The sequence below is a fragment of the Halomonas bluephagenesis genome (assembly GCF_054790765.1).
Map to the genome: position 1 here is coordinate 2,619,947 of NZ_CP133631.1, position 26,474 is coordinate 2,646,420.

Sequence of the window (26,474 nt, forward strand, 5' to 3'; positions counted from 1 at the left end):
GTAAAGAGCGAAATCCTTACAGGCTGTTTGCGTGCTTCAGTGTTTGTTGCCAGCGCTGCCAGTCTTCTGGGCGGTCAATATCCCACATGGTGTCGGGAAAGATGGCTTCTAAGGACAGCGCTTCAAGCCGCTGTCGAGTGACTTGGAGCACTTGCTCGGTTCCCCAAGGTATGTTCTTAAAGAGGCTAGGATGATCGTCATGAGTGCCGATCAACCCATAGCCGCCGTCTTCGGCAGGTAAAATCACCACTGGCACGTCTTTAAGCGCTGCACTGCACTGCCTAAGCATCGCAACGGTGATACTAGGGCAATCAGTGCCCATCACCATCGATGGACCTTGAGTGCTATTCAGTGCATGACGTACGCGCATTCCCACATCGCCGTGAAGTTGAGCGGCGAGCGATATGCCGTAGTGAGCCTGTAGCTCCACAAACAAAGGGTGCTGATGCTCTAAGGAAGTCCATAATGTGACGTGTTGCGATCCCAGTGCTTGGCAGGCGGTGGCAACGCAGTGGCGAACCATGGTGGCATGGGCTTGCGCCGCACCTTCTGGCCCAAGGCAAGGAATTAAGCGCGTTTTCGCCTGCCCAGGCAGCGGCGCTTTGGCCAGCAGATGTAGATGGGGCTGCACTGGAGACTTAACGGGCATTGCGATACTCCTTGGCCAGTTGGGTGGCGCTGACACCGCGCCAGTAGCAATAACGCAGCCGCCACATCAGGCAAATAGTTTTCCTGGCGCCGAACTGATCCCAGCGTCTGCCTGAGCTTATCACTTTGGTGCGTAGGCAGGCGGGGGGAGAAAGTGCCTTTAGGCGCTTGCTTAACTCGATATCTTCCATTAGCGGTTGTTCGGGAAAGCCGCCGACCGCTTCAAAAGACGCTCGGCGTAGGAACATGCCCTGATCGCCAGTGGCGATACCGCTTAGCCGTGAGCGTAGGTTCATCAGAATGCTAACGAGAGGCAGCCAGCGGCTTTTTCCCTCAAGGTGAATATCAAACCGTCCCCAGCAATTTGTGCTTAGCGATTGGAAGATCAGCTTGCAGGCCCCTTCAGGAAGCCGAGTGTCAGCATGTAAAAATAGCAGCGCCGCTGAGCGCGCGCTTTTTGCGCCTAGGTTCATCTGCCGTGCTCGGCAAGGGGCGCTCGTCAGTAGTGTATCCGCTAGCGGGGTGGCCAGCGCCACGCTGTCATCGGTACTCCCCCCGTCGACCACAATGATTTCCGCAACGGTCTCTCGCAGTGGCTGCAGCGCGGCTAGTGCCGTTTCAATCCCTGCAGCCTCATTCAGCATGGGGATCACAATGCTAAGCATAGGTGATTTCGCACCTGGGTTAGCCAAGGGCAATGATTGGTCCTCCGGCGGCATTGGCATCGGCTTCATCATGGGTGACCAGCAGGGTGGGCAGGCCTGCTTCCCGAAGCTGGCCGAACACTAGCGTACGCATCTCCTGGCGCAGTGCGGTGTCCAGTTTGGAAAACGGCTCATCCAGCAGCACGGCACGGGGCTGTGAAAGCAGCAGGCGCATCAGCGCCACCCTGGCTTGCTGGCCGCCGGAAAGAGTCGCCGGATCGCGGTTTTCAAAGCCCGCCAGCCCCACTTGATTCAACGCTTGGGCAACCTGCTGGCGTTTGTCGTTGGCACGGTGTGGCAGGCCAAAGCGACAATCCCCCGCCACACTTAAATGGGGAAATAGCATCGGGTCCTGAAACAGCAGGCCAATGCCACGCTGTTCGGCGGGCAGGGGATCTAGACGTTTATCACCCAGATAGAGTTCACCTTGAGCCTGAAAGGCGGGGGACAAAAAGCCTGCCAGATAGGCCAGCAACGTAGACTTGCCTGAGCCGGAAGGGCCCATCACGGTTAATACTTCGCCAGGCGCAATGTCACGGTGCATTGCCAGCAATGTTTCGCCTGTCAGCGTGATAGACATCTGTTTGATATGCAGCGTTTGAAGGTTGGGGGTCATGCAGCTCCTCGCATCTGGTGGCGTTTTGCCCATACAAGGCGGGGAATCATGAGTGCTAGGCTAAAGCCAATAAAGGGCAGCAGCGCCTGCAACAGCGCTAATACCGCCACTAGTCTTCGATTGCCACCAGACGCCATGGCAACCGCTTCGGTAGTGATGGTGGGTACGCGACCACCCCCCAGCAGCAGTGTTGGCAAATACTGGCCAATACTGACGGCTAAGCTCACTGCGCAGGCGGTGAGTAGCGGGGCCAATAACAGTGGCAGACGCACTTGCCAGAAAGCTCGCCAGGGTGGAACACCCAGCGACAGTGCCACCTGTACCCAGCGTGGGTCCAGCCGCCGGTAGGACTCTGACAGCGATAAATAGAGATACGGCACCACAAACAACAAATGAACGGCCACCACCAAGGCGTGCTGAGGGCGGATGGCAATGCTTTCAGCGGCGACCACTAAGCCAAACAGAAAGGCTACTTGAGGCACAATGAGCGGTAGGTAAAGCAGCCATTGAGCACGCAGTGCAGGCAAGTGGTGGCGCGCTGCATGTTCCAATGTTGCCACGACCAGTACCGCGGCGATAAGCGTCGCGGCCAGCCCCACACTCAGCGTATTCATCAGCGGTGTTGCCACGCCGGGCAGAATGCGCTGCCAATGATCCAGTGTGAACGTGCCCGGCAGCGCATCCGGAAAGCGCCAAAAGCCCGCCACCGAAAACAGCGCCAGCCCGGCTAAGGCACTTATCGCCAGCAGAGTGACGGTTAACAGCAACGCGCGGCCGCCAAACGCAATTGCCGTTGACCCTGATGTCCGCGAGCCGTTGGCCAACCAGCGCTGACAGAGGCACTTGACCCCTTGTTCGCCAAGCCACCAGGTAAGCAGTGCCGCCAGGGTAACGCCGAGCTGCAGCACGGCACCGGCAGACGCCATAAATCGGCGGCTTAAATCGGGATCATTAAACCAGGTGAGCACCGAAACACTCAACGTGGGTGGCAGGGTAGGGCCAAGAATCAACGCCATATCCACCACCGAAGTGGCGTAGGCAATGACGGCGTAAACCGGCAAGCGAATCAATGGGTAAAGCGCAGGGAAAACGCACTTAAGCCAGGCAATGCCAGGCGCGTAGCCCAGCGATCGCGCCAAGGTGACACGTTGTTCAGGGCGCAACTGAGGGAGCGCAGCTAAACTCATCAATAGCAAAAAGGGCACTTCTTTGAGTATCAGGCCCGCCATTAGCGCAAGCCCTAACGGGTCGTTGACGATCAGCAGGTCAGGTGGGCGTTCCCACCCAGTGAGTCCAGGAGAGGCCCAGCGCACCAGCAAGCCTGAAGGCGCAATTAAAAAGGCGAGCCCGAATGCCACGGCTGCGTGGGGAATGGCCAGCAGCGGTGAGACCATTCGCCGAATGGCGCGGTCAATCCAGGTTCCTTGGCTAGCTGCCAGGAACAGCACCACGATAAATAGTGCCACCAAGGTGGTGACCAGACCGCTAAAATAGCTCAGCAGTACGGAACGGTGGAGACCCGCACGCCCCCATAGAGCATGCCATGCTTCTAGATGAACCGTGTCTCCCCCGAGCACCGGTAAATAGCCAAAGGCAGGTAGCAACACCATGCCAAGGCCCGCGCTTACTGGAATAACCAAAAGCGCAATAAGCAGTATAGAGGCTAGCCGAAGGATCAATTAATTAACGCCATAACGCTTAAGCCACGCATCCTGTAGAGCTGTCATCCAGCTGGGATGAGGTTCGGCCAGGGTGTTGGAAAGCGCATCAGCGGGCAGTGCTGATGGGTGGATTTCCCCTTGTTCGAACAGTGCCTTGTCGTTTTCATCTAATTGACCGACTGCCAATACGGTACGGTCGCCCCACATACTAAGCGACTGCTTCTGTGCCTGTGCTTCTGGTGAAAGCAGGAAGTTGGCTAGCGCCATCGCGCCTGCTTTATGAGGAGAATTATAGGGAATCGCGACAAAGTGAACGTTTCCTAGGGTGCCGCCTTCCAGCACATAGCTGCGCACACTCTCTGGAAGCTCATACTCCATCACCGCGACAGCGGCATCTGTCGGGTAAAAGGAGAAGGCTAAGCTGAGCTCTCCATCGCTCATCAATGCGCGCAGGTTAGGGCCCGATTCAGGGAAGCTGCGCCCGCTACGCCACAGGTATGGGTGTAACTCATCCAGATAATCCCACAGAGGTGTGGTGATCTCTGCAAACTCTGTTTCAACCACTGGCGCATAAAGGGCGTCATCTTGATTCGATAATTCAATTAACGCCTGTTTTAAAAAGGTGCTGCCGGTGAAATCGGGAATACGCGGGTAGCTGAACTGCCCAGGATTATCTTTGGCCCACTCCAGTAAATCCGCAATACTTTGCGGTGGCGTTTCAGTTTGAGCGCTGTCGTAGTAGAAAGTGATTTGTGCTTTTCCCCAAGGAGACTCATAGCCTTCAGTAGGCAACGTAAAGTCGGTAACCACTTCTGGATTTTCATCGGAGTGAGTCAAAGAAAAATTAGGCAGGGATTCGGCAAAGGGGCCAAATAGGAGGTCTTGTTCACGCATGGCGGCAAAGTTTTCGCCGTTAATCCAGATTAGGTCGATCCTGCCATTATCATGGTTGCTGGCCTGCTTTTCGCCTAGAACCCGCGCTACGGCGTTACTGGTGTCTTCTAGTTTAACGTGCTCCACCTCGATGCCATATTCGGCCTGCATTTGCTCAGCCACCCAAGCAATATAGCGATTGGTGCGTGCATCACCGCCCCAAGCATTCCAGTAAACGGTTTGGCCTTCGGCGGCTTGCAGTACGGCATCCCAATCATTGGGATCTGGAGCCGCCATGGCGGGCAGCGCCAGTGACAACATGGCAGTGGCGACAGCGGTCATTAGAGTGGTGCGTGGTTTCATCGTACACCTTTAAAATCAGTTGGTTATAGAGATGCTTTTAGGTGGAGAAGTTCATTATGAACATGCTCAATAATCGGCAGTGATAAATAGTGCTCGACCCGGTCGCGAACATGGGCAATGACGTCAGCATCGGTGAGTTCTGCTGACCAGTCCTGGCCACGGTGCTCGGCATCTTTACTTTGCAAATGCTGGGCACGCCATTTGGCGCACCATGTTAATGACCACAGCCAAGTGGCACGTCGGCAGGCAACCAGTGTTTCCGCGCTGGGTGATTTACCCACATGAGCTTGCCAACGCTGATAAAAAGCGACGACGTCTTCCAGAGTAAGCACTGCCTGGCTGTTAATGTCCCAGGTGGTCGAGGTGTAAAGCGAGGTGTGGGCAAGATCAATACCCGGTAGGCCATAGCGGCACTTCTCTAAGTCCACCAGCACCGCGCGTCCCTCTTCAGTGATCAAAAAGTTGCCAGGGTGTGTATCAAAGCTGATCAAGCAGCGCTCGGCATCGGGTAGCGTGACGGGCAGCGCTTCCAGCTCGTCACGAACACGTGCAATAACATCGCTACTCAAGTTGGCTTTTCCCAGCCACTCGGCTTGGCGGCTGACTTCCTCAAGCATGGCCTGCCAAGGGTCATTGGGGGCGAGCAGAGGAGCAGGTTGGCTTGGCGGGGGCAACTGATGCAGGCTGGCCAGGGTTTCGGCAATGCGCGGCAAATCTTCCGGCAGCTGCGCCAAACGTCCCTCAATGGCATCGACCAGCAGCCCGCCACGGGGCAGGGCGTCGCTCACGGGTAAGATGTCATGCAAACGGGGCACGTGGCCACTCTCGCTGGCGCGTTCGTAGCAGGCGGCTTCATAGGCCAGGTTATCGGCCGGGGCTAGGTTCATCTGGCTCTGCTTGGGCAGTCGCGCGACCCAGTCATCGCCATCGCGTTGCATCCAAACATGGTCGTGGGCAAGCCCGGTGTCCGCCATCGGTGAAAGCGACTGGTAAGCGATCTTTGCCTGTTGCAGGGTGTTTTCCAGTGTCTGCAAACGCGCCGCTAATGGTGTTGGCATAGCTTCGTCCGTGTCGGTATATGTTTAGCAATGCCACTTAGTGGCAGTATTGTCGCCAACCTTACATGTTCTGTCGTAAAGAGTGATCAAGGCGCAGCTAAGAGGCGTTAAAATATACGTATTGATAGCCTACCTATGTGCTAAAAAATGGTTGCCTAGCGGTGAGTTTGCTGATGATAACTTAGGATGCGATCTTTATTCTTTGCTGGCATTCATCGGACGATTGCTACTGCTTATTTAGAGCTGAGAATTAATGAAAAAAACTGCTATTGATGCGGCGGATATCCGCATTCTTTGCGCATTACAACAACATGGCCCGCTCAGCAAAATGAAGTTATCAGAGTTGGTCAATCTGTCTCCCACACCCTGTTGGGTGCGTTTTAACCGTTTGAAACAGGCGGGGCTCATACGCGGATACCATGCCGACATCGCACTCAATCAAATCGCGAACGCCTCTAAGGTGGTGGTGACTGTTTCTCTTAAGGAGCATCAGAAATCGGCGTTCGAGCGTTTTGAGCGTTACATCAGTCAAGTGGATGAAATTATCGAGTGTATTGCGACGGGCGGAGGCATGGATTATGTCTTGAAAGTTGTGACCCCAAGTTTAGACGCGTTTCAGCAGGTGATAGACGGCCTTCTCGCCCCAGAGTTGGGAGTAGAACGTTATATGACGTATATCACTACCCGAGAAGTAAAGTCGACCCAGTTGAATCTCGCTTGTCTGATGACGGATAAAAGCCGCTAGGCAACGCCAGCGGCAGTTTCACGACTGCTTTTAGTCTTCTAACCCCAGACCCTCTTCAATTCACCCTGCTAGATATGGCGAGTGAAACAGGCTGCATTATCACTTGTTACCAAGCCATCAAAACTTGGTCTGTTCAGACTTTTCAAACCGGCTTTTTAGGCCGCGTCGGCACGTCATGTACCCCTATAGTGCATATACCGAACGCTTAGTCGTTCGCCAGTATATAAAACACTACAAAAACAAGGTGGTTAGCATGCCAGACGCAACATTAAATAAAGTGGTTAGCATCAATAAGGAAGACGATTTTGGTTTCGGTACACAGATTCGTAAGTCGCCTTACTTTGATGCAACCGTTCGCTGGGGCGCAACGGCGTTTTCGGTCTACAACCATATGTATATCCCTCGCGCATTCGGAGATCCCGAGCAAAACTTCTGGAATTTAGTGAATGACGCGATTTTGTGTGATGTCGCTGCCGAGCGTCAGGTGGAAATTACCGGCCCGGATGCCGCTGAATTTGTGCAGATGATGACGCCGCGCGACTTGTCCTCCATGGCCGTTGGTCAGTGTAAATACATCCTGATGACCAATGCCGAGGGCGGTATTCTGAATGATCCGATTCTACTTCGACTGGCAGAGAACCACTTTTGGATATCGTTAGCCGACAGCGACATGTTGCTGTGGGCGCAGGGGCTTGCTGTTTACTCTGAGCTGGATGTGGCGATCAACGAACCGGATGTCTCTCCTTTGCAGTTACAGGGGCCACGCTCCGGTGACGTGATGAAGGTACTGTTTGGTGACAGCATCATGGATCTTCGCTACTTCTGGTTGCGCGAGGTTGAGCTGAACGGAATTCCGCTGGTTGTGTCGCGAACCGGCTGGTCGAGTGAACTGGGTTACGAGCTCTATTTGCGTGATGGTTCGCGGGGAGATGAACTCTGGGAGACCATCATGGCAGCAGGGCGGCCCTTTGGTTTGCAGCCTGGGCATACGTCGTCAATCCGTCGCATCGAAGGTGGCATGCTTTCCTATCATGCGGATGCGGACATGCATACCAACCCTTACGAATTGGGCATGGATCGTCTAGTAGCCCTGGACATGAAGGCCGACTTTATTGGCAAAGCTGCTTTGCAGCGCATCCAGGCCCAAGGTGTGAGCCGTAAACAGGTTGGGCTATGGATTGACGCCGCGCCACTGAAAGGGCCAAACACTTCTTTCTGGCCGCTTGAGCACAATGGCGAAACCATCGGTAAAGTAACCTCCGCTGTTTACTCCCCGCGCCTGGAGCAGAATATTGCGCTGGCGATGGTGGCGGTTGAATATGCCGAGCTTGGAACAGAGCTGGAAGTGCGTACCGCCAGCGGATCAGCTCGGGCCATTGTTGTCGAGAAACCTTTCTTTGACCCCAAAAAGAAGCTCGCCGTATCCGCATAAGAGCAAGCGCGTGGCCGAGGGCGATTGCTCTCGTTCGCATAGTAGTCACAGGAGCGCTTTATGTATTCCATTCGTCGTTGGGTCGTGCGCCACGCAAGGTTTTTCGAGGTTACTTATCGCCTGTTCGAGCCAGTGGTGGTCAAGTTAGCGCCACTATGGAAGTGGATGGGCTACCAGCGAGCAGAAAAAACCGTTAATACGCTGGAAAAGTTCTCTAAGGAGCTGCTGTTCGATTGCAAGATGTGTGGCCAGTGCGCGCTCAGTTCTACGGGCATGTCGTGCCCTATGAACTGCCCGAAAAGCATGCGAAATGGCCCTTGTGGCGGCGTCTTGCAGAACGGAAATTGTGAAGTGCTTCCCGATAAGCGCTGTGTCTGGGTAGACGCCTGGGAGGGCAGTAAGAAGATGCAGGGTGGCGGCGAGATACACGCTGTTCAGTTGCCGGTTGATCATCGTCTGCAGGGGAGCTCGTCCTGGCTGCGGGTGGCGCGAAAGGCGGCGGAAGAAGCGCCACAACATAAGCGGGGTGAGCATGATGATTAACCACGAGAAAGGCGATGACCGTCAAGTCCCAGGGCCAATGTCATATAGCTCTGCCGGCCGACTGGAGCGGGTATTAAAGGCTGGTTATTTTGCAGTAACCAGTGAGCTGGCACCTCCCGATTCTGCGAACCCTGAAGATGTATATGAGCGGGCGAGCGTCTTTGACGGTTACGTGGACAGCATGAATGCTACAGATGGCTCCGGTGCCAACTGCCATATGTCCAGCGTGGCAATGTGTGCACTGTTGTCACGCGTTGGTTACGACACGGTAATGCAGGTTTCCTGTCGAGATAGAAATCGAATTGCCATTCAAGGCGATGTGTTGGGTGCCGCTGCATTGGGTATCAACAATATCCTATGCCTAACGGGGGATGGCGTTCAGGTAGGAGACCATCCAGAAGCAAAGCCCGTGTTTGACCTCGACTCTATGTCTTTACTAGAGGTTATCGCCGGGTTGCGTGACAAAAAGGCGTTCGTTAGCGGCCGAAAAATAAGTGATCCGCCGCAGGTGTTTTTGGGGGCAGCTGAAAACCCATTTGTTCCGCCGCAGGATTTTCGGCCTTATCGATTGGCTAAAAAAATTGCGGCAGGTGCGCAATTCATTCAAACGCAGTACTGCTTCGACCTACCTCGATTTGAAGTCTTCATGGCTCGCTCACGAGATCTTGGGCTACTCGAAAAGTGCTTTATTTTGCCAGGTGTTGGGCCGCTGGCATCAGCACGCGCAGCAAACTGGATGCGGGATCACGTGCCGGGCGTGCATATTCCTGACACCGTGATTAAACGTCTGGAAGGCGCTCAAGATCAGAAGCAGGAAGGACGTCAGATATGTATCGAGTTAATTCAGAAATTGCGAGAGATACAAGGCGTGAGTGGCGTCCACGTAATGGCTCATCGCCAGGAATCTGCGGTCGCCGACATCATTGAGAAATCCGGCGTATTGCGCGAGCGGCGGCCATGGTTTCCGGGGAGCGACCCGCTACTTGAGGCGCCACATGAATCGCCAGTGGGGCTCAATTCCGGGTGAGACGCGCATAAACGCGGAACGCTTGTTGCTAAATTCTCTTCGAGGCAGAAGCAGCCTTAGTGAGAGTCTAAGCAACACGATATCTCATTATTTACTTGTATAGGCTTTCTGTTGTGACAAAAAATTTAGATCAAACAAATCACTTTGTTCTGACCGTTAGGTGCGAAACAGGACCGGGTATCGTCTCTGGTGTTACCTCATATCTGGCAGATCACGGTTGCAATATCGGCGAATTATCTCAGTTCGACGATAAAATTACCGGACAGTTTTTCATGCGCGCCGTGTTCAACATTTTGCCAAATTCCAGCGTCTCTTTTGCTCAAATACAAGCAGGGTTTGTTGAGTTGGCCGACCGGATTGGTTTGGACTGGAAGATGTATCAGGCCGATCAGCCCGCGCGGGTTTTGATAATGGTATCCCGCTTTGATCACTGTTTACTCGATCTTCTTTATCGGCACCGTAAAGGTGAGTTGAATATCGAAATTACCGCAGTGGTATCTAACCATTTGGACCTGCGGCCCATCGCCGAGCGCGAGGTTATCCGTTTTATTTATCTGCCGGTCACCAAAGAGAACAAATCGGCGCAAGAAGCTGAGCTGATGAAGCTGGTGAATGAAACAGATACCGAGTTGGTTATCCTGGCGCGTTATATGCAAATTCTATCTGACCAGCTGTGTCAGCAGCTGTATGGCCGCGCCATTAATATTCATCACTCTTTTCTACCCGGCTTCAAAGGTGCCAAGCCTTATCATCAGGCGTTCGACCGTGGGGTCAAACTGATCGGCGCGACGGCACATTATGTGACTGCTGACCTAGATGAAGGCCCGATAATCGAACAATCTGTGCAGCCGGTAGATCACGCCTACTATCCAGAAGAGCTGGTTGCGCTAGGCCGTGATACCGAAACTATGGCGCTGACACGTGCCGTAAAGCTTCACGCTGAACGTCGTATTTTTCTCTCGGGTGATAAAACCGTGATTTTTAAATAGCAACAGTGAGACCCCTTATGGCCCAGTTAATAGATGGCAAAGCGCTCTCAATTCAGGTGTTGCAGCAGGTAGCCTCAGACGTTGAGTTGCTCAAGGTTGAGAGCGGCATAGTACCTACGCTAGCCGTGGTACTCGTAGGGGAAGACCCAGCGAGCCAGGTATACGTCAGAAATAAGATGAAGCGGGCGAGGGAAGTGGGCATTGGTTCCAGAGAACACCGTCTGGATGCCGATATAACCCAGAATGAGTTGGAGCTATTGATCGATGCTTTGAACAATGATGCTGACGTACACGGCATTCTGGTTCAGCTACCGCTACCCGCGCATTTTAACGAAGATGCAGTGATTGCATCGATCCACCCGGATAAGGATGTTGATGGTTTTCATCCTCTTAATGTTGGAGCGCTTGCTGCTGGGCGAGACACCCTTGTGCCATGCACGCCACAGGGCTGCATGATCATGCTCAACCAGATCCACCCAGACCTGAGTGGTAAGCATGCTGTGGTGATTGGGCGCTCCAATATTGTAGGCAAGCCGATGGCAATGCTGCTTTTGCAGGCCAACTGTACCGTCACTATCGTCCACTCCCACACTCAGGATATTGAATCCCTGTGCCGCAATGCCGATATCGTCATTGCGGCGGTTGGTCGCAGAGAGCTCGTTGATGCTGACTGGATAAAGCCAGGCGCAACGGTGATTGATGTTGGTATTAACGCTATCGAAATTGATGGTAAGCGCAAACTTATCGGTGATGTGGCGTTTGAGGCGGTTGCCGGCGTTGCTGGGGCTATCACGCCAGTGCCTGGAGGGGTGGGGCCGATGACGATTGCTTGCTTACTGCTCAATACAACGCGTGCCGTTAAACGTCAGTTGCCCCGTTCTACCGTGATGCAGTTTGGTGTCGAGGTTGAAAATAGCTAGCGGACGCCAACCGGGGTGATACAGGTGTCGAGCTTGGTTCTTCTATACAGCCTTTTCTATACATCTTTTTCTATAAAAGCTTCGTTTTTTTAAGCAGTAATTAAATAAAACAACAAGGAGTGATCGCTATGTCCATTCATGAAGCAGCTATTACGTGGCAGCACGCCCCTCATGAGTCTGAAGCTAATACCTACTCGCGTAACCATATCGTTGCACTGAATGGCCGCCAGGAAGTGAATGTTTCTGCGTCAGTTGAGTTTAAAGGCGATGCCAATTGTGCCGACCCGGAGCAGATGCTGATAAGCGCCGTCTCCAGTTGCCACATGCTTTTTTTTCTGGCGATTGCCGAAATGCAGGGCCTTAAGGTGACGTCTTATCAGGATGATCCGAAAGGCTATCTGGAGCGCAACGACAAGAAAGGTATGGCAATTACGCGCATTGAATTGTCGCCACGCATCACGTTTGGAGGCGATAAAGTGCCGGAACAGGAGACCATCAATAAAATTCACAGCAAAGCCCATAGCAGCTGTTTTATACGCAACTCAGTCACCGCTGAGGTAACCATCAACGCGGTGTAGCCTGCTTGCCTTAATCAGCCATTTCCAGTGGGAGTTGATAATGAACCACACGAACGCATCACAGGACATTCTGCTAAGGGAGGACAAGCAAGGCGCTGTCTACCTCACTTTGAATCGGCCGGAGAGGTTCAACACTCTTTCGGAGGTCATGTTGTCTGCGTTGCAGCACGAGTTAGACGCTATCGCTGTCGACCCTGCTGCGCGCTGCGTAGTGATTGGCAGTAATGGGCGTGGGTTTTGTGCTGGTCATGATCTGAAGGAAATGCGCTCGAATCCTGAACAAGCCTACTACCAAACGTTATTTCGTAACTGTAGCCGCTTGATGCAGAGCATCGTCAAACTGCCGGTGCCAGTGATCGCCAGAGTGCAAGGTATGGCCACGGCGGCGGGGTGTCAGTTAGTGGCCAGCTGCGATCTGGCCATTGCTGGCCGTTCCGCAAGTTTTGCGGTGTCAGGTATCAATGTTGGACTGTTCTGCTCAACCCCTGCAGTGGCGTTATCGCGCTGTGTTGCCCCCCAACAGGCATTCGATATGCTGATATCAGGCGAGTTTATTGATGCAGAGACGGCGATGGCGTGGGGGCTGGTGAGTGATGTCAGTGAAGACGCTGACCTGGACGTGGCGGTGGCCGATAAGGTGGCGCAGATTCTGAGCAAGAGTCCGGCGGCGGTGCGTTATGGCAAGTCTATGTTCCATGCTCAGCGTCAGATGAGTCTGGCTGATGCCTATGACTTTGCCGGTAATGTAATGGCCGAAAACATGCTTAACCCAGATGCCCAAAACGGAGTAGACGCCTTCTTAGACAAGCGTAAACCCATTTGGGAACAACCTGGCCAATGAACGATTGGTGCAGGGCGTCTCGTGTCAGTTGAAGGCCAAGTTATGAGCCATTGCTAACAATAAAAGGGAAAAGACCATGAGTAATATTTGTCATTTCAATGAAGCGCTGGAGAAAACAGCGGCGAACCATGTGCCACTTTCTCCCTTGAGCTTTATTCGCCGCACGGCGGCGGTCTACCCTGACCGGACGGCATTGGTTTATAACGAATCGCGTTATAGTTGGCAGCAAACCTATGCTCGCTGCTGTCAGTTGGCGTCACTGTTGACCCATCTGGGTATCCATAAAGGCGATACGGTGGCTGTCATGCTACCCAATGTTCCTGCCATGTATGAAGCGCATTTCGGCATTCCCATGGTGGGAGCGGTGCTGAATGCGATCAATATCCGTCTTGATCCAGAAGCCGTCGCTTTCATTCTTCAACATAGCCGCTCACGCCTGCTGCTGGTGGACCCAGAGTACGTGGATGTGGTTGAGAAAGCGCTTGATCAGTTGGAAGGGCCAGCGCCACAGGTGATCAATGTGTCGGATCCGAGTCAGGGCGAAGAGCGCTGGATTGGAGGCCTGGAGTATGAAGTACTGCTGACGAATCAACCCGCTCGGTACGACTGGCAGGTACCCGATGACGAATGGGATGCCATTGCGCTGGGGTATACCTCGGGGACTACTGGCAACCCTAAAGGTGTTGTTAGCCACCATCGCGGTGCTTATCTAAATGCGGTCAGCAATGCGCTTTCCTGGACGCTGCCCGCTAACGTGATCTATCTGTGGACACTGCCGATGTTTCATTGCAATGGCTGGTGTTTCCCATGGACGCTGCCCGCCATTGGCGGCACCAATGTCTGTTTGCGTAAAGTGGATCCTGAGCACATCCTGACGTTAATCAAAGAACAAGGCGTCACTCATTACTGTGGTGCGCCGATTGTTCACTCTATGATTGCCGATGCCGCGACGGCACGCAGTGAGCTGATTGAACATAAAGTCTACGGGCTGATTGCTGGCGCCGCACCGCCTGCATCCGTGCTTGAGCGGATGGAAAAAATCGGTATCGAGCTTACCCATGTTTACGGCCTGACAGAGACTTACGGCCCGGCCTCAGTTTGCACCAAGCAAACTGAGTGGGCGCAATGCTCCTTAGAAGAGCGGGTTCGGCTTAATGGCCGTCAGGGCGTCGCTTACCCACTGCAGGAGGAGATGGCGGTGCTCGACTCGGAAACAATGGCGCCTGTCCCTGCCGATGGCAAAACGATCGGCGAAATCATGTTCCGCGGTAATATCGTCATGAAAGGGTATCTACGCAATGAAGCGGCCACTCGCGAGGCGTTTGCTGGTGGCTGGGTTCACTCCGGTGACCTGGCTGTTATAGAGCCAGACGGTTATGTAAAGATCCGTGATCGATTAAAGGATGTCATTATCTCGGGGGGAGAAAACATCTCTTCACTGGAAGTGGAAGACATCGTGCAGCGTCATCCAGACGTAGAGTTTGTCGCTGTTGTTGCCATGACAGATGACAAGTGGGGAGAGGTTCCTGCTGCCTTCGTTCAGCTGCGTTCTGGCAGTGAGCTTAGCGAAGACGCCCTGATCCGCTTCTGTCGCGAGCAAATCAGTCATTACAAGGCGCCTAAAAAAATCATCTTTGGGCAGCTACCCACCACAGCAACTGGCAAAATTCAGAAGTTTCAGCTTCGCCAGCAGCTTGAAAAAGCCCGTTAGCCTGAATTCATTGAGAGCGATCAGAGGTACTTTTTCTTAATCAGGTAGGCAGTGATGATGGGGACTAAGAAAACGATCAAAAAGAACGGCAACTCATACATTAATGAGTATCCTGCGTGAACTACGCCGACCCATAGATTGATACAAGCAGCGAGTAACCAGAGAACCGCAAAGACAATGAAATAGTGGGGGCGGAAAGCAGGTGCCAGCCTGGCCGCAAATGCCAGAATAGCAACGAGTACTAAGCCAGCGCAGATAATCATTACTGTATGCATATGCACCTCCAGTGCAAGATAACGTTTTAATTATGCAGAATCGGCTGGCGTTCGGCCAGCCGATTTGACTGATCAGCGCGTTGTATACCCGCCATTGGCAAAGATGGTTTGGCCGGTAATCCACCAGCCGTCGGTCGCCAGGAAACGAATAATCGGGGAAATGTCTTCGATTTTGGTAAGGTCCCCATTCAGTGATTGGGATTTATGGTATCCCACCCGTTCTGGAGTTTCCTGCCCGTAGAAGAAAGGAGTGTCCATGGGGCCGGGGCCAACGGCGGTTACCGAAATGCCACGCCCTGCGAACTCTTTGGCCGCCGCACGGGTGAAATGCTCTACGGGCGACTTGCCACCAGCATAAGTGGAATAGCCATCAGTAAAGGCTGCAAGCAGGGAAGTGACAACAGTGATAATTTTTCCATTGTCATTCAGATGTTTGCCTGCTTCCTTAATAAAGAAATACGCCGCCTTGGCATTGATGTCGAACATGGTGTCATATTCGTCTTCACTCGTCTCGATGATAGGCTTGCGTAGCACCATACCTGCTGTGTTGACGGCAACGTCGATACCGCCGAACTTGTCTTTAGCTTCTAGAAACAGAGCCTCTACACTGGCTGGCCGGGTTAAGTCACCTTGGGTCATGTAGGCGTCGCCACCCAAGCCTTTTACCGCATTAACCGTTTCTTCCGCGTCAGCACGGGTGGCATCGCTGTTGTAATGCACCACAACCTTCGCACCCTCTTTAGCCACTTCACGGCTTAGGAGGCCGCCGAGGTTTTTCGCACCGCCAGCGATAAGCACTACTTTGTTTTTAAAATCGTATGTCGCCATGTTGATTACCTTCTTGGTATTTTGAGATCAAATGTATTTGCTGTTACGCCGAGCATTGACATCGGCTTTCAGATTCATTCTCGCTAGGCTGGGCATTGGTATAAACCGGCGTAAACTGACAGCATTTGTCGAGAATCACGAACAGTAAGGTGAGGGAAATGGATCGGCTGGAAAGGCTGCATGTTTTTATCCGTGTGGTGGATTGCATGAGCTTCACCCGTGCTGCGGAGAGCCTGAGTATTCCTCGCTCTACGGTATCGACAGCGGTGAAAAATTTAGAGAGCAAGCTGGGAACTCGCCTGATTAATCGGACGACGCGGGCGCTTGATATCACCGAAGAGGGGCAACTGCTGTACAAGCAGGCGCTGTTACTGTTGGAGGATTACGAGCGGTTAACAGGTGCGTTTCCCGCGGAAGCGGGGCGCCCCAGCGGCAAACTGCGCATTAATGTTCCAGGGCGCCTAGGCCGCCGAGTGCTAGTACCTGCGCTGCCAGACTTCCTTGACCGATACCCAGATATCGATATTCAAATGGGAGTGACTGATCGAGCGGTTGATTTGGTAGGCGAGGGAGTAGATTGTGTGATTCGAGTGGGCGAGCTGGCAGACAGTAATCTTATTGCCCGACCGCTTGGTAGTTTGCCGCTGTGCAATTGTGCGAGCCCTGCTTATCTAGCCCGCTTTGGCATGCCTAAGACGATTGCGGATCTATCCGCTCACCGCATTGTTGCGTTCGTTTCGTCCATCTCAGGCAGTGTTGAGAGCTGGGAGTATCAGCAAGGAGGTCAAGTAGAGAGTGTATTGCTTCCTGCTCGCGTCACCGTGAACACGGCAGAAGCGCTCATTGCTGGTGCACTGGCTGGGTTGGGGCTGATTCAGGTCCCACATTACGATGTGCGTCATCACCTGGATGCGGGAAGCTTGGTTAACGTTCTGCCTATGACGGTCCCCGAGCCTATGCCCATCTCTTTGTTGTATCCACATCGTGAGCATATGACGCGGCGTCTTGAAGCATTTATAGACTGGGTAGTGCCGATATTACAGAGCCAAGTGTTGAGGTCGTCAAATCAGGAGCCATGATCAATGACGTTAAGAAATTTTCCTGTCTGGCGTCAACCGCGCCACCACATGGATGCTGAGGATTCCAACGACCATGTCCATTGGGTAGAGCTGTTTTTTGATTTAGTGCACGTCGTTACCATCTTTATGTTGGGTAATTTCCTGTCTAGCCACCTTGATATTCATGGGTTTTTGGTTTTTTCAGCCATGTTTTTGGCGGTCTTCTTCGCCTGGGCTGACAGTTCTGTCTACAACTCGCTATATATCTCGACAGACATTCCCCACCGAACGATTATGGCGTTTCAGATAGTGACCATGATGGTCATCGCGGCAGCGATTCCGGAAATTCTAGAGGGTGGGTGGGTCTATTTCGCTCTTGGCTATGCTTTCAATCGGGCGTTGACGGCTTATCTATACTGGCGGGCTAGGCGTGTGGGAGCAGAAACAACGTCACTAGCTGCCGAACAGGGGCGTAATTTCTTTATACTTGCCGGGCTGTTTGCCCTGTCCGCTGTGTTACCTCGACCAGTTGGCTACTGGGTCTTTGGCGCTGGCATTGTACTGATACAGTTGCAGTACATGATGCCGCGTGTAGGTACGCTGCGCTTTGAGCGTTTTCGTCCGCGACTGCACCACATCTCGGAGCGGTTCGGGTTGCTGATGCTGATTTTGTTAGGCGAAGGCTTCTTTAAATTGGTCGTTACCCTTAGCGATAAAAGTATTAGTACGGTGGGGCTGGATACGCTGGGTAACTTTATTATGGGTGGGTTTTCCCTGTTTGCGTTGGCCTGGATCTACTTCGATTGTGTGGGAAATGCTCAGCCTAAAAGCCAGAAAACATCCTTTACAGTAACGTATTGGCTTACCCATATTGTCATCATGTGGAGCGCGGTGCTGATTGGAGTAGCGTTGGCTGGCGAGGGTTATGTTGGGTTTATGGAACCTTATCCATTGGGTTATGGCATGGTCGGTAATATTGGTTTGGTGGTCTTTTTGTGCGCTCTTTGGATCTTGCAGCATACGGTAGAAGGGCGTGATATAACCCGGCGTTATCACTCTGCTGGCGTCAGAGTCTTTGGCATCGCCACTGCCTTGCTACTATTCGTTATCTTCCCCAACGTACCATCCATTGTGGCTAACCTTGTCTGGGGAGTGGCGCTGTTTTCCCAGGTTGCTGTGCCCTTTTATCGTGCTGTACGTGATGGTGGGGTTCAAGCGTAGTGGCTTAGGTGTCGATTTGATGATAGCTCAGAATAGAAGGCTTACTGACCTAAAGAATATCGGCAGTAAAATTGCTGGCTACTTGAAACCGTAAGGGGTGTGAATGCATGACACGGCAATTGTATTGGGTTCAACCGGGGCTATTGGCAAACAGTTAGTCACCCAATTAACCCAACGAGAAGAACTCGCCCATGTCATCGTACTGATGCGTCGTGAGTTGACGGTGTCGCAGTTTTTTCCGGCGGCTATTTCCTCCAAAATTAGCCTTCGTGTGATTGATTTTGAAAAGCTGGAAGAGCAGGCGGCGGGTAAAGCGGTACGCCCTATTGCAACACGGCGGGGTGCAGCGGCAATGATTGACGTGGCGTTTAGTGGTGAGCCGACTCAGCCGACGTTTGTGCTATCAAATGCTGCTATGCACTCAATATCGTGCTCTTTGACTAGTGGCTAGCGTTGATTAAGAAGTGAGTTAACATCCAGAACGGCACCTCGCGGTGCCGTTTTGGTTTCGGCTGTGTTAGCTAACCCGTTTTACAGCGCCGCGATCTTCGCTTGTTGCTCTTCCAGAAGCTTTTTGGCAGCTTGGAATTCAGCGAGTTTGCCACGCTCTTTTTCCACCACGGCTTCCGGGGCTTTGGCGATAAAGCCTTCGTTGCCGAGCTTCTTCTCGATACCGCCGATCAACTTGTCCTGCTTTTCAATTTCTTTAGCTAGGCGTTTTAGTTCGGCGTCTTTGTCGATCAGATCCGCCATGGGCACCAGCACTTCCATGTCACCCACTAACTGGGTGGCTGAAAGCGGTGCGTCGTCTGGGTTGGATAGCCAGGTGGCGCTTTCCAACTTAGCCAGCTTGGCTAGGAAGTGGCGGTTGCTTTCCAGGCGTTCGGCGTCTTCCGGTTTACCTTTGGTGAGCAGTACGTCCAGCGGCTTACCGGGGGCAATATTCATCTCAGCGCGGATGTTACGCACTGCGATAATCACGCCTTTCAGCCATTCGATATCCCGAGTGGCCTGTTCGTCGATTTTGCTTTCGTCGGCTTCCGGCCAGGCTTGGAGCATGATCGACGCGCCATCACCGACGAAGGTGCCTGCCAGCGGGGCAACGCGCTGCCAGATCTCTTCTGAGATATAGGGCATCATCGGATGAGCGAGGCGCAGAATGGTTTCCAGTACGCGCACTAGCGTACGGCGGGTGCCACGTTTGGCTTCTGCACTGGCGTTTTCGTCCCACAATACCGGCTTGGAAAGCTCCAGGTACCAGTCGCAGTACTCGTTCCAGACAAACTCATACAGCGCTTGGGAGGCGTGGTCGAAGCGGTACTCGTCCATCGCTTTGGTGACCTGGGCTTCGGTTTTCTGTAGTTGGGAAATAATCCAGCGGTCGGCCAGCGAAAGCTCAACCTCACCAACGCCTTGTCCTTCAATAGAAACGCCGCAATCTTCACCTTCGGCATTCATAAGCACGTAGCGTGAAGCGTTCCACAGCTTGTTGCAGAAGTTGCGGTAGCCATCCAGGCGGTTCATATCAAACTTGATATCGCGCCCGGTGGTTGCCTGGGAAAGGAACGTAAAGCGCAGGGCATCGGTGCCGTGGGCTTCAATGCCGTCTTTAAATTCGTCCTTGGTCGCTTTGGCAATGGCTTTGGCCTGTTTCGGCTGCATCATATTACCGGTGCGCTTTTCAAGCAGCGCATCCAGGCTGATGCCGTCAATCAGGTCGATGGGGTCCAGCACATTGCCCTTGGATTTGGACATTTTCTGACCCTGACCATCGCGTACCAAGCCGTGCACATAGACGGTTTTGAACGGTACTTCGCCAGTGAACTTGAGGGTCATCATGATCATCCGAGCGACCCAGAAGAAGATGATGTCAAAACCGGTCACCAACACGCTGGAGGGGTGGAAGGTTTCCAGTTCTGGGGTTTTTTCCGGCCAACCTAGCGTGCCAAACGTCCATAGGCCCGAGCTGAACCACGTGTCGAGGACGTCTTCGTCTTGGGTCAGTGTCACCTCTGCACCTAAGCCGTGCTTCTCGCGGGCTTCCTCTTCGCTACGGGCAACGTACACATTGCCTTCGGCGTCGTACCAGGCGGGAATGCGGTGGCCCCACCACAGCTGGCGGGAGATACACCAGTCTTGTAGGTCGCGCATCCAAGCGAAGTACATATTTTCGTAGTTCTTCGGTACGAACTGGATATCGCCGTTTTCCACCGCTTCAATGGCGGGCTTGGCCAGGGTTTCTACCGCAACAAACCATTGATCAGTGAGCAGCGGCTCAATCACATCGCCAGAGCGGTCGCCATAGGGCAGGGTGTTGTTAACTGCTTCCACCTGTTCCAGTAGGCCCAGGGCGTCCATATCGGCCACAATCTGCTTGCGCGCTTCAAAACGGTCCAGCCCTGCGTACTTGGCGGGCAGGCTGGCGTCTTCGTCGGGCTGGGGAGTGCCTTTCAGGTCAAAGATTTCAGCGCGCTCAAGGATGGTGGCATCCTTGGTGAATACATTGATCAGCAGGTGGTTCTGGCGCTTGCCGACTTCGTAGTCATTGAAGTCGTGGGCCGGGGTGATCTTCACGCAGCCGGAGCCTTTTTCCATATCGGCGTGCTCGTCGGCAACGATAGGAATGCGGCGGCCGACCAGCGGCAATTCGATAAATTTGCCGACCAGCGAGGCATAGCGGGCGTCGTCGGGGTTAACCGCGACACCTGTATCGCCTAGTAAAGTTTCGGGGCGAGTGGTTGCCACGACCAGATAATCTTTACCATCGGTGGTTTTGACGCCATCGGCCAGTGGGTAGCGGAAGTGCCAGAAGCTGCCCTGCTGATCTTTGTTTTCCACTTCCAGGTCGGAAATCGCGGTGTGCAGGGTCGGGTCCCAGTTCACTAGGCGTTTGCCACGGTAGATCAACTTTTCTTCGTGCAAGCGCACGAACACTTCTTGCACGGCTTTATAGAAGCCGTCATCCATGGTGAAGCGCTCGCGGGACCAATCAACGCTGGCGCCCATGCGGCGCAACTGGCGGGTGATGTGGCCGCCGGACTCCTCTTTCCACTCCCACACCTTGTCGATAAACGCATCGCGTCCCAGGTCGTGGCGGGTTTTGCCTTCTTCCGCGGCAATTTTACGCTCAACCAGCATTTGCGTGGCGATACCGGCGTGGTCGGTGCCTACCTGCCACAGGGTGTTGTTGCCCTGCATCCGTTTCCAGCGCGTCAGGGTATCCATAATGGTGTCCTGGAACGCGTGGCCCATGTGCAGGCTGCCGGTCACGTTAGGCGGTGGAATCATGATCGAAAACGGCTTACCGCGGCCTGTTGGGGCGAAGCGGTTGTCGGCTTCCCAGCGTTCGTACCAGCGGGTTTCGATCTGTTCGGGTTGGTAGGTCTTTTCCATGGGGAGTCGGCTCACGGCTTGCAAAAAAATGGTGCCAAGTATACCGCGAACGACCCCCTGGCGTCAGGGGCGTTGATGAAACCGCACAGCGGTTAATCGCGTAGGGCGCGGTCGCGTACTTTCACCACGGGCTCCATGAGGTAGTCCAATACGCTGCGCTTACCGCTGAGAATATCGATTTCCGCCACCATACCGGGAATTATGGTCAGCGGTTCATTGTCAGCGTCGAAGAGATAGCCGTCGGTGCGCACCTCAACGGGGTACATCAGCTCACCGCTTTCGGGCATTTGGACAGCGTCGGCGGCAATAGTGACCAGCTCGCCATCCAGTCCGCCGTAACGGGCAAAGTCGTAGGCCGTTAGTTTTACCTTCACCGGCTGGCCGGGGTAGAGGAAGGCGATATCCGAGGGGCGAATATGCGCTTCTACGACCAAGGCGTCGTCGGCAGGAACGACTTCTACGAGCGGCTCACCGGAGCCTGCTACGCCACCTACGGTGCTAATATGCACTTGATTAACAACCCCTGCGACTGGCGAGCGGATGGTGGTGCGTGCCACCTGGTCTGCTCGGCCGGGAAGCGTCTTTTGTAGCTCTGCGACCTGTGAGGTCGCTTCGGCCAGTTGAGCGAGCGCATCGGCTTCAAAGGCATTGCGAGCGGCTGCTTTGCGGTCTTCAATTTCAGCGATGGAAGATTCAGCCCGGGCAACGGCACTTTGTTGGCGGGCTACCTCGCCGCGCAGCTCGTTGAGTGATTGACGCACTCGCAGCAGCGAGGTTTCTGGTTCAATACCGCGTTGAGCCAGTGGCTGAATGATGGCCAGCTCTCGTTCGGCCAGCTGCACGCCGGAACGGGCGGTGCTTAACGCGGCTTCGAGCTCAGCTTTCTCCTGACTGCGCTGATAGCCCTGCTGTTCTAATACTTGAAGTTCGGCGCTTAGCTCCAATTGCCGCCCATGAAACAGACGGGTTTCGCTCGCAGCCACACTAGGTGCGCCTTGGCTGAGTGCATCATCGAGTGCCAGCGGCGTTTGGTTGATTTCGGCTTCCAGGCGTTGCAAGCGCAGTTGTAACGAACGCAGGCGCTGTAAGCTCTCTTCGTAGTCGCCTTCCAGCGTGCCGCCACTAAGCACCATCAGCGTGTCGCCTTGTTCGACCGTATCCCCACGGCGTACGTTAATCTCGGTCACCACGCCGCCTTCCAGGCTTTCTACTACTTGCAGGCTGCGCGAGGGCACGACTTTGCCTTGCCCCCGAGTCACTTCGTCCACCTCCGTGAGATAAGCCCATAAGAAGCCAATCAGTAAAAAGCCAATAATGGTGAGTAGCAGCAGGCTGCTGGCAATTGGGCGTTTGGCGCGGCCATGGCGTACAAAGTGTTCAAAATCAAGCTGGGACGTCGGGCGGCTCACAATGCTGTTCCTTCACGCGTGCGGTGGGGCGCTGCTTCAACGGGGCGCATCACCTGGGCCTTAGGGCCATCGGCAATAATCTGGCCTTGATCAACAATAATTACCCGATCCACCAGTGCTAGCAGGCTGGTACGGTGCGTCACGACGACCAGGGTTTGCGATTGGCTAGCGGCTTTTAGCCGTGAGATCACTTCTTTTTCGGTTTGAATATCCATCGCACTGGTTGGCTCATCCATCAGCAACATCGGCGGGGCACCCAGCAGCGCGCGGGCAAGGCAGATGAGCTGCCGCTGGCCACCGGAAAGCCCTTCGCCGCGCTCACCAATGGGCATGTCGTAGCCCTGGGGGTGGCGGGCGATAAAGTCGTGGGCACCGGCCAGTTTGGCGGCCTGGAGAATTTGTTCATCGGTAGGGTGGTGGGCACCAATCGCAATATTCTGGCGAACGGTGCCAGAAAACAGCCACGCTTCCTGCAACACGCTACCAATGTTGTGACGTAAATCCGCAGGGTCAATTTGGCGAATATCGGTGTCGTCTACTAGTACCGCGCCCTTTTCGGGCGGGTAAATGCCAAGCAGTAGCCGCGCTAGGGTGCTTTTCCCAGAGCCCACACGGCCCAGTAGCGCAACTTTTTCTCCAGGCTCGATTGTCAGGTTGATATTGGCCAGTGCCTCAGTGGTTTGCTCTGGGTAGCGGAAGCTCACATCTTGCAAGCTGATTTTGCCTTCCAGAGAAGAGCGGCTTAAGTAGTGACGGCCAGCGGGGCGTTCGGAAGGCATATTCATTAGTTGGTCGAGCGCACGGTAAGAGGTGCGGGCTTGGTTAATGCGGGTCATGGTTTGAGCCAGCTGCGCCAGCGGCGCGAGTGCACGGCCGGTGAGAATCACACAGGCAATCATTGCACCCATGGAAATCACCCCGTCACCGACTAAAAACACCCCATACACCACAATGCTCACCTGAGCGGCTTGCTGGGCGAACGCGGTGGCATTAAGAGCAAACTGTTGAATTGCGCGGCCTTTACGGCCCACGTTAGATTGCTGCTGAACGCTCTCTTCCCAGCGCTGACGAATCATTGGCGCAGCGCCACTGGCTTTAATGGTTTCCAGCCCTGCTACCGCTTCAATCAGCACGCCCTGCTTGGAACGGCTCTCTTCGAAGGCTTGGCCGGAAAGGCGTTTAAGAAAGGGCTGCCCCGCCAGGCCAATCAGCAGTACCAACGGCACGGCAATCAGCGGCACCATAAAGAGCGGGCCCCCAATCAGATAAATCACGCCGATAAACAGGAAAATAAACGGCAAATCGACGAGGGCTACCAGCGATGCTGAGGCGAAGAAATCGCGCAGCGACTCAAATTCCCGAAGGGTGTTGGCAAACCCGCCAGTAGAACCTCGCTTGGCACTCATTTGTAGATTGAGTACATGGTCAAAAATGCGCCTGCCCATGCGCAGGTCAGCTTCTTGTCCCGCCCGTTCAATAAACAGTTGGCGCAACGTTTTTACCGCAAAATCAAACAGCAATGCGATGCTCACACCCACGGTTAGCGCGACGAGCGATTCAATGGCCTCGTTGGGCAATACGCGGTCGTAAACCACCATAATAAACAGTGAGGTGGCTAGCCCAAGGAAGTTGGTTAGCGCAGCGGCAATCACCACTTGGGTGTACACCCAACGATTAGACGAGAGTGCGCTCCAAAACCAGTGGCCGCCTTGTATGGCTGGCTCGCTATTCAGTGTTACCGGCCGGTAGCGGGCGCGCACCGCAATCAGGTGGCCGATGTACTCTGCTTGAAGGGCACTTAACGCGGTGTCGACCGGCTGTTTGCCTAATGCCGGATCGAACAGCGCAAAACGCTCATCATCAATGCGCTCAATGATGACCACGGCGCGCCCGTTTTTTAGCAGCGCGACCGCTGGCAGCAGCGAGTTACCCAGCGTTGTCAACGCGTGTTCACCCAGCGCCGCGACCATGCCGTGACGCTCGGCAGCATCAATAAAGCCGTCGGGGGTGAGCGGGGTGTTTGCGCCTACCCGTTGGGCGCGTACAGCCGCTTCTGAGACCGGCAGGTCAAGCCGAGCCGCCACAAAGGTCAGGCATTGCTCAAGGGCATCCGTGTGGGGATTAGCGGCGCTCAAGGTAAATCTCCATCACATCGAGTAGCTGCCCGGTTACCGCGAGCTGTTGAAAGCTAGCTTGCTCCCAGCGCACACGGCGATTAATCAGCTCTAGCGCGGTTTGGAACAGGTCCCGCTGGGCGTCCAACAAATCGTTAATGCTGCTTCTTCCTACGGCGAACTGATCGCGATAGGCCAGTAACGCTTCTTCTTCAGCAGCAAGCGTGGCGGTTTGCGCTTCAAGCTCCGCTAGGCGGGTGCGCGTGTCGGTATAGGCAGAGCGCACTTCCCGCTCCAGCTCGCGATGCAAGGCTTGGCGTTCAAATTGGCTCTGCTGCTGACGTTCAACCGCTTGGGCAATGCGCGATGAGGTCGCGCCGCCGCTATAGGGCGTGTAATCAAGATTAAATAACAGCGCCACGTCATTATCCGATTCGTTGAACTCATTCACATCGAATTGACGACCTTCCACGGCTACGCTCAGGCTAGGCAAGCGGGCGTTACGGGTAGCTTGAGCGTCGGCTTCGCTGGCCTCGCTGGCCAGGGTTTGGCTACGCAGCGAGGCGTTACGGGCAAGGGCGTTATCCAGCAGTTGGTCGGCGCTGGTCTCGCTTAGTAGCGCCCCGCCTTGGGGCAAGGCCAGCTCGTCGGGCTGGGTAAAGAACGCTTCTTGGTAGACGTTAATCGCCCTGGCTAACTCACCTTCTAAGGAGATTAGCCGCGAGTTGGCGTCGCTTAAGCGGCTCTGGGCACGCAGTACATCGGCTCGCGAACCGGCGCCTGCCTCGCGGCGAAGTTGAACGTCTTCAAAAATGCGCTGATGCTGCTGCAGATTGTGCTCAGCTAGCTGGCGCTGAGCGGTAACACGGGCAACATCCAAGTAGGCATTCAAGGCGTAGAGGACTTCTTCTTCGACACTGGCGTGGGACTGCCAATAAGCTGCTTCAGCGCTAAGATCGGCCGCGCGTATGCGCTCACCGCTGGCGCCAAAATCCACCAACAGCTGGCTGAGCGTAACGACCGCGTCGACGCGTGAGCCGCGGTCGGGTAGTGATTCAGTGCGCTGCAAGTCGTTACGGTACTCAAGCCCAGCGTTCACCTGAGGGAGACGCACGGCGCGCACTTCGTCAATTTGCAGCACCGACTCACGCTCACGAGAGCGCTGGGCCAGAATGCGAGGCTGTTGCTCTAGCGCCTGTTGGATTTTTTGGCGTAGCGCACCTAGCGCAGGGGTGGCTTCCATTGGCTGACCCGTTTGCCAGCGAAAGCGCGTTAATAGTTGCGTTAGTTCCGGCGAAAATGCCGGCCCTTCCAGCGATGAGGCGGGCAGTGGCGCAGCCTCGGGAAGCGGTTCATCAAGCGCCGTTTGAGCGGCCAGTAATGGACTTGCCAGCAAAAACGCAGCGGCCACGCTGCTTAGTAATAGCCGTTTGCGTGGCCGCGTATCAACATTAAAAGACATTCACG

Annotated in this window: 24 protein-coding genes; 12 read left to right on the forward strand and 12 right to left on the reverse strand. The window is 54.3% G+C overall.

The genetic code is table 11. The features are described from left to right. Positions 1-16 precede the first annotated feature (16 nt). The 6 genes from REH51_RS11795 to REH51_RS11820 are packed head-to-tail and all read right to left on the reverse strand — an operon-like array spanning position 17 to position 5,923. Positions 17-649, reverse strand: coding sequence for a TIGR04282 family arsenosugar biosynthesis glycosyltransferase (locus tag REH51_RS11795; RefSeq protein WP_009724174.1), 633 nt, complete (start codon positions 647-649; stop codon positions 17-19). After that, positions 639-1,313: a TIGR04283 family arsenosugar biosynthesis glycosyltransferase gene (locus tag REH51_RS11800; RefSeq protein WP_009724175.1), complete on the reverse strand. Its 675-nt coding sequence runs from the start codon at positions 1,311-1,313 to the stop codon at positions 639-641. The genes REH51_RS11795 and REH51_RS11800 overlap by 11 nt, the downstream gene beginning before the upstream one ends. Before the next feature lie 19 nt (positions 1,314-1,332). Then, complete coding sequence (locus REH51_RS11805; protein ID WP_498935825.1) at positions 1,333-1,968, reverse strand: ATP-binding cassette domain-containing protein; 636 nt, start codon at positions 1,966-1,968, stop codon at positions 1,333-1,335. Beyond that, a complete protein-coding gene (locus REH51_RS11810) occupies positions 1,965-3,647 on the reverse strand; it encodes an ABC transporter permease (protein ID WP_009724177.1) in 1,683 nt (560 codons plus the stop codon). The genes REH51_RS11805 and REH51_RS11810 overlap by 4 nt, the downstream gene beginning before the upstream one ends. Beyond that, positions 3,648-4,865: an ABC transporter substrate-binding protein gene (locus tag REH51_RS11815; RefSeq protein WP_498935827.1), complete on the reverse strand. Its 1,218-nt coding sequence runs from the start codon at positions 4,863-4,865 to the stop codon at positions 3,648-3,650. Positions 4,866-4,888: 23 nt separating this feature from the next. Next, positions 4,889-5,923 (reverse strand): aminoglycoside phosphotransferase family protein, encoded by a 1,035-nt coding sequence (locus REH51_RS11820; RefSeq protein ID WP_498935829.1) that lies wholly within the window; start codon positions 5,921-5,923, stop codon positions 4,889-4,891. Between the two features lie 253 nt (positions 5,924-6,176). Here REH51_RS11820 and REH51_RS11825 point away from each other — a divergent pair, with 253 nt between their 5' ends. The 9 genes from REH51_RS11825 to REH51_RS11865 all read left to right on the forward strand — a co-directional run bounded on the left by REH51_RS11825 (position 6,177) and on the right by REH51_RS11865 (position 14,709). Then, the gene (locus REH51_RS11825; RefSeq protein ID WP_009724180.1) at positions 6,177-6,668 is read left to right on the forward strand and encodes an Lrp/AsnC family transcriptional regulator; all 492 of its coding nucleotides are present in this window, start codon (positions 6,177-6,179) and stop codon (positions 6,666-6,668) included. A 253-nt stretch (positions 6,669-6,921) separates the two neighbouring features. Then, on the forward strand, positions 6,922-8,100 hold the full coding sequence (locus REH51_RS11830) for a glycine cleavage T C-terminal barrel domain-containing protein (protein WP_009724181.1): 1,179 nt from the start codon (positions 6,922-6,924) through the stop codon (positions 8,098-8,100). Between the two features lie 60 nt (positions 8,101-8,160). Further along, positions 8,161-8,643 carry a methylenetetrahydrofolate reductase C-terminal domain-containing protein gene (locus tag REH51_RS11835; protein ID WP_009724182.1) on the forward strand — a complete coding sequence of 161 codons (483 nt, stop codon included), beginning with the start codon at positions 8,161-8,163 and terminating at the stop codon, positions 8,641-8,643. After that, the gene (locus REH51_RS11840) at positions 8,633-9,670 is read left to right on the forward strand and encodes a methylenetetrahydrofolate reductase (protein WP_143759770.1); all 1,038 of its coding nucleotides are present in this window, start codon (positions 8,633-8,635) and stop codon (positions 9,668-9,670) included. The genes REH51_RS11835 and REH51_RS11840 overlap by 11 nt, the downstream gene beginning before the upstream one ends. 95 nt (positions 9,671-9,765) lie before the next feature. After that, complete coding sequence (gene purU / locus REH51_RS11845; RefSeq protein ID WP_498935831.1) at positions 9,766-10,659, forward strand: formyltetrahydrofolate deformylase; 894 nt, start codon at positions 9,766-9,768, stop codon at positions 10,657-10,659. Positions 10,660-10,676: 17 nt separating this feature from the next. Beyond that, positions 10,677-11,579: a bifunctional methylenetetrahydrofolate dehydrogenase/methenyltetrahydrofolate cyclohydrolase FolD gene (gene folD / locus REH51_RS11850; protein ID WP_009724185.1), complete on the forward strand. Its 903-nt coding sequence runs from the start codon at positions 10,677-10,679 to the stop codon at positions 11,577-11,579. Positions 11,580-11,707: 128 nt separating this feature from the next. Further along, positions 11,708-12,157, forward strand: a complete 450-nt coding sequence (locus REH51_RS11855) for an OsmC family protein (RefSeq protein WP_009724186.1) — start codon at positions 11,708-11,710, stop codon at positions 12,155-12,157. Between the two features lie 40 nt (positions 12,158-12,197). Then, complete coding sequence (locus REH51_RS11860; RefSeq protein ID WP_498935833.1) at positions 12,198-12,998, forward strand: enoyl-CoA hydratase; 801 nt, start codon at positions 12,198-12,200, stop codon at positions 12,996-12,998. Between the two features lie 76 nt (positions 12,999-13,074). Continuing rightward, a complete protein-coding gene (locus REH51_RS11865; RefSeq protein ID WP_498935835.1) occupies positions 13,075-14,709 on the forward strand; it encodes an acyl-CoA synthetase in 1,635 nt (544 codons plus the stop codon). A 20-nt stretch (positions 14,710-14,729) separates the two neighbouring features. Here the strand turns inward: REH51_RS11865 and REH51_RS11870 are convergent, their stop codons facing one another. After that, the gene (locus REH51_RS11870; RefSeq protein WP_009724189.1) at positions 14,730-14,984 is read right to left on the reverse strand and encodes a hypothetical protein; all 255 of its coding nucleotides are present in this window, start codon (positions 14,982-14,984) and stop codon (positions 14,730-14,732) included. Positions 14,985-15,056: 72 nt separating this feature from the next. After that, positions 15,057-15,812, reverse strand: a complete 756-nt coding sequence (locus tag REH51_RS11875; RefSeq protein WP_009724190.1) for an SDR family oxidoreductase — start codon at positions 15,810-15,812, stop codon at positions 15,057-15,059. Positions 15,813-15,970: 158 nt separating this feature from the next. Here REH51_RS11875 and REH51_RS11880 point away from each other — a divergent pair, with 158 nt between their 5' ends. The 3 genes from REH51_RS11880 to REH51_RS11890 all read left to right on the forward strand — a co-directional run bounded on the left by REH51_RS11880 (position 15,971) and on the right by REH51_RS11890 (position 18,542). Continuing rightward, a complete protein-coding gene (locus REH51_RS11880; protein WP_009724191.1) occupies positions 15,971-16,891 on the forward strand; it encodes a LysR family transcriptional regulator in 921 nt (306 codons plus the stop codon). A 3-nt stretch (positions 16,892-16,894) separates the two neighbouring features. Further along, positions 16,895-18,091 (forward strand): low temperature requirement protein A, encoded by a 1,197-nt coding sequence (locus REH51_RS11885; protein ID WP_498935837.1) that lies wholly within the window; start codon positions 16,895-16,897, stop codon positions 18,089-18,091. A gap of 103 nt (positions 18,092-18,194) precedes the next feature. After that, complete coding sequence (locus REH51_RS11890; protein WP_498935839.1) at positions 18,195-18,542, forward strand: hypothetical protein; 348 nt, start codon at positions 18,195-18,197, stop codon at positions 18,540-18,542. Between the two features lie 80 nt (positions 18,543-18,622). On the opposite strand, the gene REH51_RS11895 is transcribed toward REH51_RS11890, so the two are convergent. The 4 genes from REH51_RS11895 to REH51_RS11910 form a co-directional block, all read right to left on the reverse strand. Further along, positions 18,623-21,484 carry a valine--tRNA ligase gene (locus REH51_RS11895; protein ID WP_009724194.1) on the reverse strand — a complete coding sequence of 954 codons (2,862 nt, stop codon included), beginning with the start codon at positions 21,482-21,484 and terminating at the stop codon, positions 18,623-18,625. Positions 21,485-21,576: 92 nt separating this feature from the next. After that, positions 21,577-22,893 carry an HlyD family type I secretion periplasmic adaptor subunit gene (locus REH51_RS11900; protein ID WP_009724195.1) on the reverse strand — a complete coding sequence of 439 codons (1,317 nt, stop codon included), beginning with the start codon at positions 22,891-22,893 and terminating at the stop codon, positions 21,577-21,579. Beyond that, complete coding sequence (locus REH51_RS11905; RefSeq protein WP_498935841.1) at positions 22,890-25,028, reverse strand: type I secretion system permease/ATPase; 2,139 nt, start codon at positions 25,026-25,028, stop codon at positions 22,890-22,892. The genes REH51_RS11900 and REH51_RS11905 overlap by 4 nt, the downstream gene beginning before the upstream one ends. After that, entirely contained in the window at positions 25,015-26,469 is a 1,455-nt protein-coding gene (locus REH51_RS11910) for a TolC family protein (RefSeq protein WP_009724197.1), read from the reverse strand. The genes REH51_RS11905 and REH51_RS11910 overlap by 14 nt, the downstream gene beginning before the upstream one ends. Positions 26,470-26,474: the final 5 nt, after the last annotated feature.

Excerpts from the sequence above, each read along its gene's own strand:
- REH51_RS11795 (WP_009724174.1), bottom strand. The coding sequence starts at position 649 with ATGCCCGTTAAGTCTCCAGTGCAGCCCCATCTACATCTGCTGGCCAAA.
- REH51_RS11800 (WP_009724175.1), bottom strand. The coding sequence starts at position 1,313 with ATGCTTAGCATTGTGATCCCCATGCTGAATGAGGCTGCAGGGATTGAA.
- REH51_RS11805 (WP_498935825.1), bottom strand. The coding sequence starts at position 1,968 with ATGACCCCCAACCTTCAAACGCTGCATATCAAACAGATGTCTATCACG.
- REH51_RS11815 (WP_498935827.1), bottom strand. The coding sequence starts at position 4,865 with ATGAAACCACGCACCACTCTAATGACCGCTGTCGCCACTGCCATGTTG.
- REH51_RS11820 (WP_498935829.1), bottom strand. The coding sequence starts at position 5,923 with ATGCCAACACCATTAGCGGCGCGTTTGCAGACACTGGAAAACACCCTG.
- REH51_RS11825 (WP_009724180.1), top strand. The coding sequence starts at position 6,177 with ATGAAAAAAACTGCTATTGATGCGGCGGATATCCGCATTCTTTGCGCA.
- REH51_RS11830 (WP_009724181.1), top strand. The coding sequence starts at position 6,922 with ATGCCAGACGCAACATTAAATAAAGTGGTTAGCATCAATAAGGAAGAC.
- REH51_RS11835 (WP_009724182.1), top strand. The coding sequence starts at position 8,161 with ATGTATTCCATTCGTCGTTGGGTCGTGCGCCACGCAAGGTTTTTCGAG.
- REH51_RS11840 (WP_143759770.1), top strand. The coding sequence starts at position 8,633 with ATGATGATTAACCACGAGAAAGGCGATGACCGTCAAGTCCCAGGGCCA.
- folD (WP_009724185.1), top strand. The coding sequence starts at position 10,677 with ATGGCCCAGTTAATAGATGGCAAAGCGCTCTCAATTCAGGTGTTGCAG.
- REH51_RS11855 (WP_009724186.1), top strand. The coding sequence starts at position 11,708 with ATGTCCATTCATGAAGCAGCTATTACGTGGCAGCACGCCCCTCATGAG.
- REH51_RS11860 (WP_498935833.1), top strand. The coding sequence starts at position 12,198 with ATGAACCACACGAACGCATCACAGGACATTCTGCTAAGGGAGGACAAG.
- REH51_RS11865 (WP_498935835.1), top strand. The coding sequence starts at position 13,075 with ATGAGTAATATTTGTCATTTCAATGAAGCGCTGGAGAAAACAGCGGCG.
- REH51_RS11870 (WP_009724189.1), bottom strand. The coding sequence starts at position 14,984 with ATGCATACAGTAATGATTATCTGCGCTGGCTTAGTACTCGTTGCTATT.
- REH51_RS11875 (WP_009724190.1), bottom strand. The coding sequence starts at position 15,812 with ATGGCGACATACGATTTTAAAAACAAAGTAGTGCTTATCGCTGGCGGT.
- REH51_RS11880 (WP_009724191.1), top strand. The coding sequence starts at position 15,971 with ATGGATCGGCTGGAAAGGCTGCATGTTTTTATCCGTGTGGTGGATTGC.
- REH51_RS11885 (WP_498935837.1), top strand. The coding sequence starts at position 16,895 with ATGACGTTAAGAAATTTTCCTGTCTGGCGTCAACCGCGCCACCACATG.
- REH51_RS11890 (WP_498935839.1), top strand. The coding sequence starts at position 18,195 with ATGCATGACACGGCAATTGTATTGGGTTCAACCGGGGCTATTGGCAAA.
- REH51_RS11895 (WP_009724194.1), bottom strand. The coding sequence starts at position 21,484 with ATGGAAAAGACCTACCAACCCGAACAGATCGAAACCCGCTGGTACGAA.
- REH51_RS11910 (WP_009724197.1), bottom strand. The coding sequence starts at position 26,469 with ATGTCTTTTAATGTTGATACGCGGCCACGCAAACGGCTATTACTAAGC.